We start from the raw sequence: 15,941 nt of genomic DNA on the forward strand, positions 1-15,941 counted from the left end.
ATCTTGTGCAGAATTACCCCCGAGAGCTTCAAGCTGGGGTGTCGAATGCCCGCAGATGTGGAGTAATGCGCGTTCCGCAGGCCATGGGGACCCAAGCCAAGACTGTCGCGCAGGATCCCCAGGGAATCTGGGCGGCTAAGGCTTTGATAGACGTCGTTACCTAAAGCGACTGTCCGAGGTCCTAGACGCCCTACTCCACGCCGTTCTCCAGCCCATCCACAATCGCCACGGTCTCCATCGCCACGCGCACGACCTTGCCCACCAGGTCCACGATGTAGCGCGGGTTGCCCACCTCATCGGCCCAGTCGTTCGGGTCGTTGACAATCCCGGAGGCCTTATCGGTCTTGACCTGGTAGCGGTCAATCAGCCACGCCACCGCAGAGCGCGCACCCAGCATGTACCGGTCTGCTTCCTCCGGAATATCACTGATGGTCACCCGCTTGTTGTACTTCAACGTAGTCACATCATTGACAGACTTGCCGGTCTCAGAGTCTTTCTTCTTCGCCCAGGCCATCTTGGTCACGCGCCAGGTCTCCCGGTCGTTCTCATCACCGCGCACATCCAGCGTCAACGGCCACGGCTGGGCATCCTCGTAGCTCACGTGCAGGGCCATGAGCTTGGCACCAGCAGCCGCGAACTTCTCGAACTCCTCACGCGTAGCCGGGGTCTCAATGTGCGGCAGCATCTTCTTCAAATCCGCGGCATACGCCTCCCGATAAGCCGGGTCATGCAGCTTGCCGTAGACGAAATGAAAGATATCATCGCCAGTAATATCGACGCCGAGCGCTTCCCTGTACAGCGCCTTAATCTCGTCGGTGATGTTGTCCACACGCACGTAGCCGTCCACCACCTCACCAATCTCACCATAGGCACTGGCCTCACCTGCACCCAGCTTGCCGATGCCCTGCCCAAACAACGCACCATCATCCCCACCCTCGGCAGGTTCCCAGGTAAACCGCGGAAAGAACTGGGCAGTGTAGGTGAAGAAGGACAAGTCCGGCATGAGGTTCGTTGCCAAAACCGAGAAGTTAACGCCTTCGCGCGGTGCCATCACTTCAAACCCGATGTTGGTGTGCTGCGGGGTCGGGAACATCGACGGCAATTTATAAGTCATGTCGTTCAATGGTGCATCGAAATACACGAATGAACCAGTAAATGGCCGATAGAGAGACCGGTATACCCGGTCCGGGTCTACCACGATGGTGGTGTTCTTAGCGGAGAGGTTCTTCAGCGTTCGGTTCCACGAGATTTTGGTGGTGTCTGCGAACTCAGGATGCTGCAGCAAGAACTGAGTAACGTCAGCCTCTGTGGGTTTGACGATCTCTAGGTTCTGCAACCAGGCCTGCAATCCCTCGGTGGCTTTCGAGTAAGTATCGGTGAGAGCGCTCATGTGGTTGAGGAGCTTGTCGGTGGTCTGAGCGTAGGCCCACGCATCGCGTGCCGTAGACAAACCGCGAGAGAACGTGGTGAAGAATGTGGTGGAGTTGCCCTTCTTCTCCCCGATGACGGGCCAGGTGGCGAAGTCGGCAGTGCGTTGGTTCAGCCAATCGCCCTGTTCGTTGGGGGTGATGGTCTGCCACTCGATAGCGGATGGTGTGCTGGTCGCGGCGAAGTTGAGCTTGTCTTGCCTGGTGGCGTAGTCCGGCAACCCGTAATAGTGAATGTTAAAGCCAGTCTTTGCGGGGTCTTTAACTCCTAGGAAGATACTCACACCCACGCGGATGTCGAAGACGTTGCCACCTTCCTTCTTCGCCTGCTCACCGGCCATGCGGGAATTACCTCTTAGGTTCAGCACGTAGACATCGGTGAAGTCCTCTGCCATGGACAGCCGAATACCGTCACCTGTGTTGCCGTCAAGCCACCCATTGTTGGACACGAAGGCGACGATGCCTTGGTCCTGAATTCGGTCGGTGGCCCAACGGAAGGCCCGCAGATAAGAATCGTAGAGGGAGTTCTTGTTCGTCGCGGTGGACTTCGCCGCATACGTTTGTGCAATCCGCCCATCCAGGGTGGGGTACTTCATGTTCGCATTGAGATCATTGGCGCTGGACTGGCCCGCGGAATAGGGTGGGTTGCCGATAATGACGTTAATCGGGGTAGCCTTCTGCCGCTCGATGCGTTCATTATTGTTCTTAAACACTGTCAGATCCAGGATGTCACCGTCTTCATGGATCTGGAACGTGTCTGCTAGAGCTATGCCGCTAAACGGAACATACGCTGGCTGTTCTGCAGTTCCGGGGGGGGGCTGTCATTTTCTGCGATAAACGAGTTGAACGCAATTTCGATATTCGCGCAGGAGACATAGTAAGCCAGCAGCATGATCTCAGTAGCAAAGAGCTCGCTGGCGTACTTACGCGCCATGTCCTCTGGTTTGATTAGCCCGGATTGTAGTAGGCGCACCAAAAATGTGGAGGTCCCGGCAAAGGGGTCGAGGATACACACACCCTCATCAGTCAGCCCCTTGCCGAAGTGCCTCACCGACAGGTCATTGGCGGCACGCAGGATAAAGTCCACGATCTCCACCGGCGTGTAGACAATGCCGAGGGCATCGGCCTGCTTCTTAAACGCCTTTTGGAAGAACCGCTCATACAGGTCCTTAATCACCTGCTGCTTACCCGCAGCACTGGTCACTGCCTGGGCGCGTTTGCGTACCGTGGCGTAAAACGCTTCCAGCGGTTCCGTTTCGGATTCCAGGTTGGCATCAGCTAGGGCATCGGCCATGCGTTGCATCACCTGAGCCACCGGGTTGTGGGCGGCAAAGTCGTAGTCGCTAAACAAGGCGTTGAACACCGGGGCAGTAATCAAATGCTGGGAGAGCATGCTGATGGCTTCAGCCTCGGTAATGGAATCATTGAGGTTGCCGCGTAGGCCTTCCACGAAGGCCTCGAACTCGGCGCGTAATTGCGGGGAAGCGTTGTCCACCAGGGCGGTAATGCGGGTGATTTGGGCCTGGGCGATGGAGGCGACATCATCAGCCCAATCCTCCCAGTACGTACGCGTTCCGACCTTGTCCACCAGCTTGGTGTAGATGGCTTCCTGCCATTTCTCCAGGGAGAATAGGGCGATTTGTTCGGCCATCTCCTGGTCGTCAGCATTGGTATCGGCACCGGTGCGCTCTGCCTTTTCCAGGGCTTTGCGGTGGTCGGGGACATGGACTGCCTCAATAGGCAAGCTCTCCCGGTTATTGTCGTTTAACGCCAGGGCGTTAACGGTGGCGTTAAAACGGTCATCATGGGCGCGCAGTGCGTTGAGAATCTGCCAGACCACCTTAAACCGCGCATTATCCTGCAGTGCTTCTGAGGGGGAGACGTTCGGCGGCACAGCCACCGGCAGGATGATGTAGCCGTAGTCTTTACCCTCAGACTTACGCATCACACGCCCCACAGACTGGACCACATCCACCATGGAATTACGCGGGTTGAAGAAGATTACTGCATCCAACGCCGGCACATCCACGCCTTCGGAGAGGCAACGGGCGTTGGTGAGGATTCTGGTTTGCTCACCGGTGATGTCGGATTCGAGCCAGGAGATCTTCCCATTACGCTCCATGGCATTCATCCCGCCATCCACATGCTGACAGGACGCCTCCAAGCCAACATTGAGCAAGCTGACATCCGTCAGAGCCGCCGCCTGACGCAGCGTGTTTTGGTACACACTAATCAGCTCAGGATAGCTAGCAGCAATCTCCTTCGAGGTCTTGATGTCCTTGGCGAACGCCACGCTACGGCGCATCGGCACCGCATCGATCTCAAAACCAGACTTCGTGCCCTGTTCTTTACCGGAACGCTTGGCCAGACCGTTCCACGCACCAATCATCGACGAGGCCAACGACAGATTCAGGCTGTGCTCGCCCATCTCTGCCATCGCACCGGCGGTGACGTCCTCATCCACCGTCATCACCAACACCTTGTAATCAGTCAGCAGACCGGCCTCCACGGCCTCGCCGAAGCCCAGGCGGTGAAACTCCGGGCCATAGATGGCTTCATCATCCATCGACGCAATCTCTGCCGAATGTGCCTCCGCCTTCGACTTCACCGTCTCGTCGTACAACCGTGGCGTCGCAGTCATATACAGGCGCCGCGCCGCCCGGATGTAGTCAGCGTCGTGAATCCGCACAAAGTTGGAGGCATCCCCACCATCTAGGGTCACACCCGTGGTGCGGTGGGCTTCATCGCAAATCACCACATCAAACTCATCCAGGCCAGCAGCCTGGGCGTCATGGACAGCAGGGAGGGACTGGTAGGTCGAAAACACCACATGCAGACCCTTAAAGCGCTTACCACCCTGGTTCATCCGCTCGGCAATATCAGCACCCGTGGTCGACACCGGCACCTCCAAGTCATAGGAGGCAATATCCTCGGCCTTCTTGCCCACCTTGGTATCCGAACACACTGCATAGGCACGAAGGTCCACCTGGGCCTGGGCAGTCCACTCCTTCAACGTCTGCGACAGCAGTGCAATGGAGGGCACCAGGAACAGTACGCGGGCGCGCCCGCCTTGGGTTTGGGCGAGTTTTTCTGCCAGGCGCAGGGCGGTAAAAGTCTTGCCCGTACCGCAGGCCATCACCAGCTTGCCGCGACCATGAGCCTCAAAACCTTTCATCGCGGCATCAATCGCGGCCTGCTGATGCGGGCGAGGGCTAAATGTTTCCCGCTTCGATAGATTGATCTGGATCTCGGAGCCCGGAAAAGCCACATCCCAGTCAATTGGGGACTCTGCAATCGAGGCCAAGCCAATACGGTTGGTCGGGATAATCTGATCGGCCAGCGCGGCCTCAGCGTTCGCCGACCAGCGATCCGTTGTGGAGATCACCAGGCGGTGGGCAAAGTGTTGCGTTCCTTCTTCGGTATCGAAGGAGTGGCCGGAGGCTTCGAAGAAGGAATCCAGGTGGGACTTCTGGATAGAGGTGGTCGGTTGGTAGAACTTGCACTGAATCGCCGTCCAGGACTGGTCCTCAGCCCGGCGGGCTACCAGGTCAATGCCGGTATCCGCCCGGCCGCTGTTATACGGCCAATCCACCCACCGAAACACCTGGTCATACTCAGCAGACAAAGTAGGGTCCGTGCGGAAGTAATTGACCATCAACTTCTCAAACGCAACACCATACTTGCCCTGCGGCTGATTATCACGCAGCTGCTCAAGGACCTCAGAGAACTTAGACATGCCCCATATTCTGCCAGCCCTAAGACTAGGCCAGGTCACATGGGGCACGCGCGCGCCACCGCGGGTCTTAGTCCGCCAGCATGTAGCGCTGATTGCGAGAACGTGGGAAGGGATCTTCCATCTTGATCACATCGCCTTTGATCAACGCGGAAAGAATTGGCGTGAGTTGTCCGAAGGAGAGCGAAGAGGCTTGGAGAAGCTCACTCTTAGACAGTGGCTTACCGGCATTGCGCAAAGTCTCAATGATAATTCGGCGTTTATCTTCCGTGGAGATGTATGCGGACCGTTTGCGGGTCCGTCGCGGCTGCGAACTGTTTGTACTTACTGGGCTGGCGGAATGTGCAGGGTTGGGGGTAGCAGCAGCGCCAGGCGTATTTCCCAGGCTCGCCATGCGAGTTGGGCTAGCGGAACTGGTTGTAGGTTGAGTGCTCGTCGCGGACTTGAATTCCGGCCGGGGAGCAGTAGCAAAGCCAGTACGCCGGGAACGCTGCAGTGGCTCTCCCGCTATCGGTCGGGTCTGCTGCGGGGTGGGGGAGGGGGAATCGGCAGACGCAAGACGGTACGCCGTGGCACGGCCGGCGCCTACCACTTCTGCCAAGCCTGCAGAGACCAGATCCTGCAACTCCGTGCGAGCCTGAGCGGAATCGATAGAGACCTGCTCGCGGAACTGACGGTTAGTGAGCTCGCCTTCCTCACGCATGGTCAACAAAGCCTGCTGTTGGGTAGCCGACAGCGACTTGGCACCCGGAAGGGTGGCCAGCCATCTTAGCTGCTCAGAAGTGAACTCAGAAGCGGAGGTTAGTGCTACCTGGAAACTCACCACGCCATCCGTAAACTCCGGGGGAGTAGAGTACACGCCCTGGAATGCCTGGCGCGTGGACGGAACACCGGAGGCAGGGTTGTCCACCACGAGCTTGCCGTCTTCCGTAGCCACGGCCATACACATGCTGTAGAGAATCGGATTGCGTGGACGCGAACCTACCTTACCCAGCGCACTGGTGCTAAGACCCCACAGGCCACCCGGATTGGTGATGAGTAGCTGCTCCGGCAGCTTAAGCACCTCAGTGAGCCGGCCCACGCTGGCGGCAGACAAATCGCGGTGAATAAGGGCATTAGTCAACACTTCGCGCACAGCTGAAGGCGGCAGCTCCGGGAAGTCCTTGTTATCGCCATAGCGCAACGTGATCGTTGACGCTACATGTTGGTTAATCCACTTCATGCCCTGGTCCAGCAAGTCCGGGAGGGGACCGGACAGGCGCCGAGCATCGGTGGCACGAAGCTGCGACGAACCCTTCACAGGGGCCTTTGCTGCCACACTGAGCCCCAAATGTGGCAGGAACTGCTGGGGGTGCTTACCCAGCGCGTAGAGAGCGGCGACTGTGGGATGGCCCTCTTCATCCGCAAGGACATTGGTACGCAGCAGCTGCTCTTCCTTGCTAGCTTTGCGCAAACGGATGGAAGAGGCAATTTGTCGGTTGAGATAGCGCTCAAGCAGTTCTTCATCCAAGTCTTTATCCACCTGTGCGGCGAGGACTGGCGCGCGGTCCGCACTGATGGTGGCGGCACTATCCTTCAAAAAGTGTTCTTCTTCGAAGCTCAGCCGGAAATTACCGGCTGCACTGCGGATAAATGCCGGGCCTTGGGCCCCGATGCGGAAAGGTTTGGATTCTTTACTTTGCGGGGGAATGGTGCACGCGACCACAGCCTTATCTTCCACGATAACTGTGGTGACTTCCCCTAACTGCGGTGCTGGAACGATGGTGCTGCGCACCGCTGTGGCTAGCGCCGCAGGCACCTCCTCCGGGTAGCTCACGCCAGTGACGGTGTAGGTGTCGCTATCCTGTGTAATACCAAGTAGGAGGGTGCCGCCTTCAGGCATGTTGGCGAAGGCCGCCACCGTTTCCTCGATCCCCTCTGGCAGGCCATTGCGTACCGGAAACGCCGCCACCGTGTGTTCCGCCTGCGGGTTCTGCCGCAGTAATTCAATCAATTGCACAACGCGTGTTTGTCTCATGAATACATATTATACGTTCATTTTGGGAGATATAGTGTCGAACCCAGTGGAGAGTGTGCCGCGGAAGGTGGTGACGGTGCGCCCAACGGGGGCATCGGCAAGAAAATTTGGCCAGCACCTGCGGCAGATGCACAACGCCGGGGCGCCAGCCTTCGGGGCGCCGCCGGCAGGGTGGGAGGGCAGGAATTACATCGGAAGGATTGAACAGGACTGTGTGCCCACGGACTCATGGGGCGAGTTTTATGCCACGCAACGCGTGTTGCCCTTCGTGCGAGCAGCCGGGGTATCCGCGCGGTGTCTAGACACAGTGGAACGGGCCTGTGAGTTAATCGCGGGCCGTGACTGGGACGTGGAGAACCGGCGCGCATCCATGGTGTGACCTGTGGGCGGGCAATGTTCTCTTCGGCGCTGGCGGGGCAGTCATGATTGACCCGGCGGCCCACGGCGGGCACCCGCACACCGACTGGGGGATGCTGGCCCTGTTTGGGGTGCCGTATTTAGCAGAATTCCTGGATGGTTACGGTGCCCCGGCAGACATTGAGCAGGCTGCCCATGCACCAATTACACCCGCTGGCCGTCCATGCTTTAACGCACGGACCAGCGTATTACCGCGATCTGGAGCGGGCCGCGGCAGCGACGATTGAAAAGATTTCCCCAAAACGCCTGCGCGACTGAGATTAGTGTGACACAATCAACCGCATGGCAAAATTTCGTAGCATTCAAGTAGTAATCGCGGCGGCTGCCGCACTAGTAGTTGGCGGCCTGGCCCCCTCCGCGGCGCAAGCAGTTGAGCTGACCCCGAATTTCTCCTCGCAGGCCTATGACGACGCTTGCGCCCCGGACCCGCTAGGCCAAATTCTGTGCCGCACCCTCAACAGCTCCGTGGCCACTTTGCAGCAGGACCAAGGTGCATTCATGGCTGCTTCCATTTACTCCATGGACACTGGACACAACTATCCAGGCGCCTTCGGGGAGATGGACCAGTGCGCGCGTACCGCCACGTCCTCGCTTCCCATGGGCGGTGCCCGCTTCCTCGGGGCCGCCGCCTGTCTGTTGGTCAACCCCGACCTGCGCGCTCGCGTGAGCCACGACATGACCCACCCGCAGATCGGTCCCTACGGGTACTGGTAATCCAGAAACCCTGGTGGAAAAAGAATGACAAAGCGCCCCGATACCTGGCACATGCCAGATTACGGGGCGCTGTTAGTACAGGTAGACCCGCGCCTGGTTGCCGCCGGCGCAAGTGATGAGCTGGTTGGCGTCGACGGTGCATGCCATGGAGTATTCGCCGCCGGTGACGGGGCTAGAGGCGGTGATGGTGCGCGGAAGTGTCTGGCGCACGTTTTCCTGGGTGGGGTTGACCCCGCTGGTCAGCTGTGCGGTCACGGCAATGGCAAATTCGCAGGACGTGTTCTGGTTGGCTGCGGCCAGGGTGATGCCGTAGCCGTTTCCCACCAGGCAGGATGTGGTGGCCTCATCGCCGATCATGATGGTCGCGCCGGCTTGCGGGTGGGCAGAAATTTGGCTGATGATGGACTCGTGCAAGCTCACCGCAGGCGGTTGTGGTTCTGGCGCGGGGGCCACCGTTGCCGTGGTGGTCACCGTTGTCACTGCCATGCGTGAGCTTGCCGATGCCCCCTCAGACCCCACCGTCGTGCCCCTCACCGGGTGCGGCGCAGGGCGGGTGGCGGCGCTGGAAGCCAGGGTGGGGGAAGTCGGGGAACTGGATGGCGGGGTTGGGGTGGAGGGGGCATCGGCAAGCTGCGTCGGGGAACCGCACGCAGAGGCAGAGGCGGCTAGGCAGGTCAGGGCAAGCGCGGCACAGGCGCGGGAAATAGTCATAGCCGCTAGCTTAAACAACAAACCCGCCCCAGCGCAGCAGGTTCCTGGCGGGGCGGGAGGTTGGGAGTTTAGTGCTCGTCGTAGTGATCGCCGTGGGCGGCGTGGCGGTGGCCATCATGCAGGTAGTCCGTGTGGTCGCCATGGGGGATGGCGACGTGGCCGCAGCCTTCGCCGTGGGTGTGCCCAGCGTGATCTTCGGAGGTGATGTGCTCGGTGGATTCACACTCGTCCCAGTGGCCTTCGTGCTCGCGGTGGATGTGGCCATCGTGGAGGTAGTCGGTGTGGTCACCGTGGGGGATGGCGACATGGCCGCAGCCCTCGCCGTGGGCGTGCGTGTGGGACTCGTGGATGGTGTGGGTGCTCATGGAAACTCCTTAGGGGTATGTCCTGTGTGTTTTCAGTACATTTTCATTAAACCCGATTTCCAGTTGATTTTCAATAGGGGTTGCGCGGGGCGCGGCTGGGCCCAGTGTCAGAGGAGTGCGGAGAGGCGACTTGGGGACCGCGTGTTAGAGAGGCGTGGGGAGGTAACTTGGGGGCCGTGGGTTAGAGGAGTGCGGAGAGGGTCGCGGCGGCATCGACAAGCGGGACGGCGAACTTTTCTGCAGGTGAGGGGCGGAAGCGCTCAGCGGAACCGGAGATGGACAGCACAGCCATGAGCATCCCGCTGGAACTGACAATTGGTACGGAAATGGAGGCCAGGCCGGCCTCGCGTTCCTCGATGGACACGGCGTAGCCTCGTTCGCGGGTACGCGTGAGGTCAGCGGGGGAGAAATTGGCCGCGATGTCCGGGTAATCAGAAAAGGCGGCAATAACACGGGCGGCAGACCCGGAGGTTAGGGGCAGCTGACGGCCGACGGGGACCACGTTATGTAGGCCGTGGCTGGGCTCGCGCGACGCAATACACGTGCGCGTATCGCCGGTGTGCTGGTAGAGCTGGATGGACTCGCCGGTGGTGTGGAGAAGGTGCTCCATTACGGGGCCGGCGGCCTCAATGAGACGGTCGCGGTTGCCGGGAAGCGCGGGACCTGCGGTCCACTTGCCCTCCGGGGTGCGGGTCAGGATGCGGTGCGCTTCCAAGGCGGTGGCCAGCCGATGGACGGTGGCGCGGGGCAGGCCGGTGGTCTCGCAGAGTTCGGCCAGGGTGGATGGGGAATTCGTGGCGGCCATCATGATGGCGATGGCGCGGTCTAATACCTTAATTCCGGATACTGCGGTATAGTCTCCCATATACTGAAACTTACGTCCCAATAAATGAGATTTCAAGTGGAGTGATGGATATGTCGGAAAAGCTCACGCTGGCAGAGAAAGTCTGGCGCGATCATATCGTGACCAAAGGTGAGGGCGGGGCACCGGACCTCATCTACATCGATTTCCAGCTGTTGCACGAAGTAACCTCCCCGCAGGCCTTCGACGGTCTGCGCCTGGCGGGGCGCACCATGCGCCACCCGGAACTGCACCTGGCCACCGAGGATCACAACGTGCCCACGGTCGGCATCACCAGCGGTAACCTGCTGGAGATCAAGGACGAAACCTCGCGCACCCAGGTCTCCACGCTGCGCAAAAACTGTGAAGAGTTCGGGGTGCGTCTGCACTCTATGGGCGATGCCCAGCAGGGCATCGTCCACCAGGTGGGCCCGCAACTGGGCATTACCCAACCGGGTATGACCATCGTGTGCGGCGACTCCCACACCTCCACCCACGGCGCGTTCGGCTCCATTGCCATGGGGATTGGCACGTCCGAAGTCGAACACGTGATGGCCACGCAGACCCTGCCGCTTAAGCCGTTTAAGACCATGGCCATTGAGGTCTCCGGCGAGTTGGCCGAAGGCGTGAGTGCTAAGGATCTGATCCTGGCCATCATCGCCAAGATCGGCACCGGCGGCGGCCAGGGGCACATCATTGAATACCGCGGGGAGGCTATCCGCAAGCTGTCCATGGAAGCCCGCATGACCATCTGCAACATGTCGATTGAGGCGGGCGCGCGTGCCGGCATGGTGGCGCCAGATGAGACAACCTTCGAGTACGTCAAAGGCCGCGAGTTCGCGCCCACCGGGGCAGACTGGGATGCTGCGGTCGAGTACTGGAAGACCCTACCCACGGATGAGGGCGCAGAGTTTGACACCGTGGTCCACATTGATGGCTCCGCCCTGACGCCGTTCGTCACCTGGGGTACCAACCCGGGTCAGGGTCTGCCGCTGGGTTCTGTGGTGCCTTCCCCGGAAGACGGCAAAGACGACAACGACAAGGCCGCCATTGAAAAAGCACTGGCCTACATGGATTTGACCCCGGGCACCCCGCTGCGTGACATAAAGATTGACACGGTGTTCTTGGGCTCGTGCACCAACGCGCGTATTGAGGACCTGCGCGCTGCGGCGTCCGTGCTCAAGGGGCGCACCATCGCGCCGAATACCCGCATGATGGTAGTGCCGTCTTCTGCTCAAGTTATGCTGCAGGCGCAGGAAGAAGGCCTGGATAAGATCTTCACCGACTTCGGCGCTGAGTGGCGCACCGCCGGATGTTCCATGTGCCTGGGCATGAACCCGGACCAGCTTGCCCCGGGCGAGCGCTCCGCGTCCACCTCCAATCGCAACTTTGAAGGCCGCCAAGGCCCGGGCGGGCGCACGCACCTGGTCTCCCCGCTGGTGGCGGCGGCCACTGCTGTCACCGGCCGCTTGGCCTCCCCAGCAGATCTTGCCGATGCCCCCAGCCAGCCCGCCTAAGCTCCCAGCCAGGCCCAGCTTCCCACGCATAGAAGGATTAACCCCATGGACAAGTTTGTCACCCACACCGGCACTGGCGTGCCGCTGCGCTACTCCAATGTCGATACCGACCAAATCATCCCCGCTGTCTTCCTTAAGCGCGTTACGCGTTCCGGCTTTGAAGATGGGCTCTTTGCTAACTGGCGCAAAGACGACAACTTTGTGCTCAACCAGGAGCAATTCCGCGACGGCTCCGTGCTTTTCGCGGGCGCAGATTTTGGCACCGGATCCTCGCGTGAGCACGCTGTCTGGGCGTTGAACGACTACGGTTTCAAGGCCGTGTTCTCCTCCCGCTTCGCCGACATTTTCCGCGGCAACTCCGGCAAGGCTGGACTGCTCACGGGCATCATGGAGCAAGAAGACATCGAGCTTATCTGGAAGCAGCTGGAATCCGGCGATACCCAAGTAACCGTAGACCTCGAAGCCCGCACCGTGACCGTGGGCAACAATACCTACGGATTCGAGGTAGATGATTATGTGCGCTGGCGCCTGATGGAGGGCCTGGATGACATCGCGCTGACCCTGCGTGATGAAGACGCTATTAGCTCCTTCGAGTCGGCCCGCCCGGCATTCAAGCCCGCAGTGCGCACCGGCGCTGCCAACTAGCCCGCGCTGCCAACTAGCCCCCGCTGCCAACTAGTCCGCGCTGCCACCTAGCCCGCGCTAGATGCAACGCGGCGGGGAAACCACAAACGCCGGAAGCGGCGGAATCCGCTGCCGAGCTGCTCGCTAGCGCACCGGCAGCGGACTGGCCAAATAGTCCGCGCCGGTAAGCACGCCGTCCTGGAAGGACAGCACCCACACGCTGCCCTTCTTGGCCTTAAAGTCCGCTTCCTCGCGCTGCAAGAAGCCCGGATTAATCGCCTCGAGCACCCCACGAATGGTCTCGCCCTGAGAGACCACCACCGGGGTGCCACCGCCTGCCACGATGTCGTTGAATACCTGCAGGGAGGTCTGCGGGGTGGAGCTAAAGGCGGAATCGGCAAGCTCAGGGAAATCCTGGACCGGCAGCCCCAACAGGTCCGATACCGGGGCGGCAGTTTGGCGGCAACGCTGCGGCGGCGCGGCGTATACAGCCGTCGGACCAAACGCAGCCAACTGCGTTGCAAGCAACTTAGCCTGGCGCCGACCCTTCTTGTCCAGCGGACGCAAGTCATCATCCCCGTGCCAATTGTGGCGCTGGTGCGCGTGCGCGTGACGCACCAACAGCACGCGCGTAGTCGGAGCGCGCTTAATGCGCTTGCGGGCCTTGTCCAGCACCTGGGCATCGACGGCATACGTGAGCAGGCGGGCGGCCTCGGCGAACGTTACCCACCGGACCTCATCGACTTCCTCATTGGGCACAAATTCACCGCCTTCCCAGCGTGCGGCCCAATAATAGACAACCTTCGTGCGGCCCTGTACAGGGTAGGCGACCTTGCCCAGGAGCTTGCCCAACGTGATGTCGAAGCCGGTTTCCTCCTGGATTTCGCGCTGCGCCGTCACTGGCAGGGACTCACCCGGGTCTACCTTGCCTTTGGGCAGGGACCAGTCATCATAATGTGGACGGTGAATAATGGCCACGGTAGGGTTGTCGCGCTCCCCGCGCCACACCACTGCACCGGCGGCCAGCGTGGTCCGCGGGTACTCCCCGGCGGGGTCCGCGCCGATAGCCTGATAGCGGCCGGTGACAAAAGTTTCACCCGCGGTGTCCTTGTCGCCTTCGCCAAGCTTATTGTGTGCTGCCATGGAATGCTCCTTGTTGTGTGGGGTTCGTTGTGCGCGCTACGAACACGGCGGATTCCATTGTTCCTGACACCGGGGGCATCGTGCAGCCCCGCAGGTCGGGGGAGCATTTGGGTGGAGTGATTGGCCAAAGTGGCCCACAGCGGTTAAGTTAGGATGGCAAAAAAGATTGCTGGGGGCGCCCGGCAGCAACGGAGGAGGACGCAATGGCGCACGTCGCAGTAATGGGAGCTGGCTCCTGGGGAACCACCCTGGCGAAGGTCTTTGCGGACGCCGGAAACCCGGTGCGGCTGTGGGCGCGGCGCGCAGAGCTGGCCCACACCATTGAGACCACCCGCCGCAACGCGGACTACTTGCCAGACTTCGAGCTGCCGGAGGGCTTGAGCGTAACCACCGATGCCTCAGCGGCCCTACGCGGCGCAGACATCGTGGTGCTGGGGGTACCGTCGCAGTCTTTGCGCGCCAACGTTGCTGCCTGGGCGCCGCTCTTGCCTGCCGATTCCACCGTGGTCACCATCTCCAAAGGCGTCGAGACCGGAACTCTCAAGCGGATGAGCGAGGTAGTCGTGGACGCCGCGGGTGTGGAACCGGAACGCGTGGCTGTGCTCTCCGGACCCAACTTGGCCAAGGAGATTGCGGCACAACAGCCGGCGGCTACCGTGATTGCCTGTAGCGATGAAGCCCGTGCGGTGGCGGTGCAAGAAGCTGTGCAGACCGACTACTTGCGGCCATACACCAACACCGACGTGGTGGGGGTGGAAATTGGCGGGGCGTGTAAGAACGTCATTGCGCTGGCCTGCGGTATGGCTTCCGGGCGTGGGCTGGGCAATAACACGATGGCAACGTTGATCACCCGGGGCCTGGCGGAAATCACCCGGCTGGGCGTGGCACTGGGGGCGGACCAACGCACCTTTGCCGGCCTGGCTGGGCTGGGCGACTTGGTGGCGACGTGCTCGTCGACGCTTTCGCGTAACCGGACCTTTGGCTACCGTCTAGGTCAGGGCGGGACACTAGCGGAGGCTACCGCTGCGACCAATGGACAGGTGGCTGAAGGTGTGAAGTCCTCGGACTCCATCTTCCGGCTGGCCCAACAAGCCGGGGTGGAAATGCCCATTACGCAGGCAGTGTACGGAGTGTGCCACCGCGATGTTCCCGTTGCGGACATGGTGGTGGCGCTGATGGGGCGTACCACTAAACCGGAGTAAGGTGGTTGCCTATGACCACCAAGACCCGCGTGGCCGTTTTGTATGGCGGCCGTAGTACCGAGCACTCTGTTTCTTGCGTTTCTGCAGGCGCCATCATGGACCACCTGGACGCTGACAAGTACGAGATTGTGCCTATCGGGATCACGCGGGAAGGGGCGTGGACGCCGGGCACCCGTGACGGCTTGGCCATTGTGGACGGGCAACTGCCGCAGGTACGCATGGGGGATGAGCTCACGCTCTCGCTTAACCCCGCCACCCGCGGGCAGATCCACAACGTCACCACGGGCCAAGTGCACGCCACGGTGGACGTGGTCTTTCCCGTGTTGCATGGGTTGTTTGGGGAAGACGGCACGGTCCAAGGCCTGTTAGAGCTTGCCGATGTCCCCTATGTCGGCCCCGGCGTCCTGGCTTCCGCGGCGAGCATGGATAAGGAGTTCACTAAGAAACTCATGGTGGCCGAGGGCCTGCCGGTGACCCCCGAAGTCATTTTGCGCGGCGGCCGCACCGAACTGACTGAGGCGCAACGCCACGAGCTGGGCCTGCCCGTCTTTGTCAAGCCTGCCCGTGGAGGGTCTTCCATCGGTATTTCTAAGGTCTCCGACTGGGCAGACTTCCAGGCGGCAGTGGAGTTGGCTTATGCCAATGACTCTAAGGTCATCGTGGAAGCTGAAGTCGTGGGCCAGGAAGTCGAAATCGGTGTGCTGCAATATCCCGATGGCTCTTTGTTTGTCTCCGTGCCCGCGCTGCTTAATGGTACCGCTGACTCGGAGGAGGGCTTTTATGGCTTCGAGACCAAGTACCTCGATGATGTCGTTACGGCCTCCATTCCCGCGCCGTTGGAGCCTGCCATTGTGGAGCAGCTCAAGTCCATGGCACTGACTGCTTTCCAGGCTTGCGACTGCAAAGGCCTTAGCCGTGTGGATTTCTTCATTACCGAAGAGGGCCCGGTGCTCAACGAGATCAACACCATGCCGGGTTTTACCCCAATCTCGATGTACCCCCAAGTCTTCGCCGCTTCCGGCGTGAGCTACGAGGAGCTGCTGGACACACTCGTCTCCACAGCTTTGTCCGGCTAGCAGCGATGCCTGCCTAGCTTGCCGATGCCCCTTTTCTCCCGCACCAGCCGCCCGCTCCGCCGCCTGCTCCGTCCCGGAACGCTCGCACCTTTTGCCCCTTCCGCGCGCTTTTGTGGTCGCGGTTGGGGCTGTGTGCTTTCCGATGCCGCCAGCT

The 15,941-nt window shown here is 60.6% G+C and carries 10 protein-coding genes and 2 pseudogenes; 6 read left to right on the plus strand and 6 right to left on the minus strand.

The genetic code is table 11. The features are described from left to right. Window positions 1-190 precede the first annotated feature (190 nt). Both G7Y31_RS05155 and G7Y31_RS05160 read right to left on the minus strand, forming a co-directional pair. Window positions 191-5,163, minus strand: a pseudogene (locus tag G7Y31_RS05155) (DEAD/DEAH box helicase). 67 nt (window positions 5,164-5,230) lie between these two features. Beyond that, window positions 5,231-7,060: an ATP-binding protein gene (locus G7Y31_RS05160; RefSeq protein WP_425321656.1), complete on the minus strand. Its 1,830-nt coding sequence runs from the start codon at window positions 7,058-7,060 to the stop codon at window positions 5,231-5,233. A gap of 190 nt (window positions 7,061-7,250) precedes the next feature. Here G7Y31_RS05160 and G7Y31_RS12070 point away from each other — a divergent pair. Together G7Y31_RS12070 and G7Y31_RS05170 are read left to right on the plus strand one after the other, a co-directional pair. Then, window positions 7,251-7,852 (plus strand): annotated as a pseudogene (locus tag G7Y31_RS12070) (fructosamine kinase family protein); the annotation flags it as partial. A gap of 24 nt (window positions 7,853-7,876) precedes the next feature. Next, window positions 7,877-8,308 carry a hypothetical protein gene (locus G7Y31_RS05170; RefSeq protein WP_165010527.1) on the plus strand — a complete coding sequence of 144 codons (432 nt, stop codon included), beginning with the start codon at window positions 7,877-7,879 and terminating at the stop codon, window positions 8,306-8,308. A 72-nt stretch (window positions 8,309-8,380) separates the two neighbouring features. Here G7Y31_RS05170 and G7Y31_RS05175 read toward each other — a convergent pair whose 3' ends face one another. The 3 genes from G7Y31_RS05175 to G7Y31_RS05185 form a co-directional block, all read right to left on the minus strand. Continuing rightward, on the minus strand, window positions 8,381-9,019 hold the full coding sequence (locus tag G7Y31_RS05175) for a hypothetical protein (protein WP_165010525.1): 639 nt from the start codon (window positions 9,017-9,019) through the stop codon (window positions 8,381-8,383). A 68-nt stretch (window positions 9,020-9,087) separates the two neighbouring features. After that, the gene (locus tag G7Y31_RS05180) at window positions 9,088-9,384 is read right to left on the minus strand and encodes a hypothetical protein (RefSeq protein ID WP_165010523.1); all 297 of its coding nucleotides are present in this window, start codon (window positions 9,382-9,384) and stop codon (window positions 9,088-9,090) included. 181 nt (window positions 9,385-9,565) lie between these two features. After that, entirely contained in the window at window positions 9,566-10,249 is a 684-nt protein-coding gene (locus tag G7Y31_RS05185; protein ID WP_165010521.1) for an IclR family transcriptional regulator, read from the minus strand. A 50-nt stretch (window positions 10,250-10,299) separates the two neighbouring features. Between G7Y31_RS05185 and leuC the strand changes: the two genes are divergently transcribed. Continuing rightward, the gene (gene leuC, locus G7Y31_RS05190) at window positions 10,300-11,742 is read left to right on the plus strand and encodes a 3-isopropylmalate dehydratase large subunit (RefSeq protein WP_165010519.1); all 1,443 of its coding nucleotides are present in this window, start codon (window positions 10,300-10,302) and stop codon (window positions 11,740-11,742) included. Window positions 11,743-11,787: 45 nt separating this feature from the next. Continuing rightward, on the plus strand, window positions 11,788-12,387 hold the full coding sequence (gene leuD, locus G7Y31_RS05195; RefSeq protein WP_165010517.1) for a 3-isopropylmalate dehydratase small subunit: 600 nt from the start codon (window positions 11,788-11,790) through the stop codon (window positions 12,385-12,387). 123 nt (window positions 12,388-12,510) lie between these two features. Here leuD and G7Y31_RS05200 read toward each other — a convergent pair whose 3' ends face one another. Further along, a complete protein-coding gene (locus tag G7Y31_RS05200; RefSeq protein ID WP_165010515.1) occupies window positions 12,511-13,509 on the minus strand; it encodes an NUDIX hydrolase in 999 nt (332 codons plus the stop codon). 203 nt (window positions 13,510-13,712) lie between these two features. Between G7Y31_RS05200 and G7Y31_RS05205 the strand changes: the two genes are divergently transcribed. Next, window positions 13,713-14,711, plus strand: coding sequence for an NAD(P)H-dependent glycerol-3-phosphate dehydrogenase (locus tag G7Y31_RS05205; protein WP_165010513.1), 999 nt, complete (start codon window positions 13,713-13,715; stop codon window positions 14,709-14,711). Window positions 14,712-14,722: 11 nt separating this feature from the next. Continuing rightward, window positions 14,723-15,787 (plus strand): D-alanine--D-alanine ligase family protein, encoded by a 1,065-nt coding sequence (locus G7Y31_RS05210; RefSeq protein ID WP_165010511.1) that lies wholly within the window; start codon window positions 14,723-14,725, stop codon window positions 15,785-15,787. Window positions 15,788-15,941 lie beyond the last annotated feature (154 nt).

It is taken from the genome of Corynebacterium lizhenjunii (genome assembly GCF_011038655.2).
In the GTDB taxonomy this organism is placed as follows: domain Bacteria; phylum Actinomycetota; class Actinomycetes; order Mycobacteriales; family Mycobacteriaceae; genus Corynebacterium; species Corynebacterium lizhenjunii.

What these genes read in the sequence shown, in the direction of transcription:
- G7Y31_RS05170 (WP_165010527.1), top strand. Translation starts at nt 7,877, where the DNA reads ATGGCAAAATTTCGTAGCATTCAAGTAGTAATCGCGGCGGCTGCCGCA.
- G7Y31_RS05175 (WP_165010525.1), bottom strand. Translation starts at nt 9,019, where the DNA reads ATGACTATTTCCCGCGCCTGTGCCGCGCTTGCCCTGACCTGCCTAGCC.
- G7Y31_RS05180 (WP_165010523.1), bottom strand. Translation starts at nt 9,384, where the DNA reads ATGAGCACCCACACCATCCACGAGTCCCACACGCACGCCCACGGCGAG.
- G7Y31_RS05185 (WP_165010521.1), bottom strand. Translation starts at nt 10,249, where the DNA reads ATGGGAGACTATACCGCAGTATCCGGAATTAAGGTATTAGACCGCGCC.
- leuC (WP_165010519.1), top strand. Translation starts at nt 10,300, where the DNA reads ATGTCGGAAAAGCTCACGCTGGCAGAGAAAGTCTGGCGCGATCATATC.
- leuD (WP_165010517.1), top strand. Translation starts at nt 11,788, where the DNA reads ATGGACAAGTTTGTCACCCACACCGGCACTGGCGTGCCGCTGCGCTAC.
- G7Y31_RS05200 (WP_165010515.1), bottom strand. Translation starts at nt 13,509, where the DNA reads ATGGCAGCACACAATAAGCTTGGCGAAGGCGACAAGGACACCGCGGGT.
- G7Y31_RS05205 (WP_165010513.1), top strand. Translation starts at nt 13,713, where the DNA reads ATGGCGCACGTCGCAGTAATGGGAGCTGGCTCCTGGGGAACCACCCTG.
- G7Y31_RS05210 (WP_165010511.1), top strand. Translation starts at nt 14,723, where the DNA reads ATGACCACCAAGACCCGCGTGGCCGTTTTGTATGGCGGCCGTAGTACC.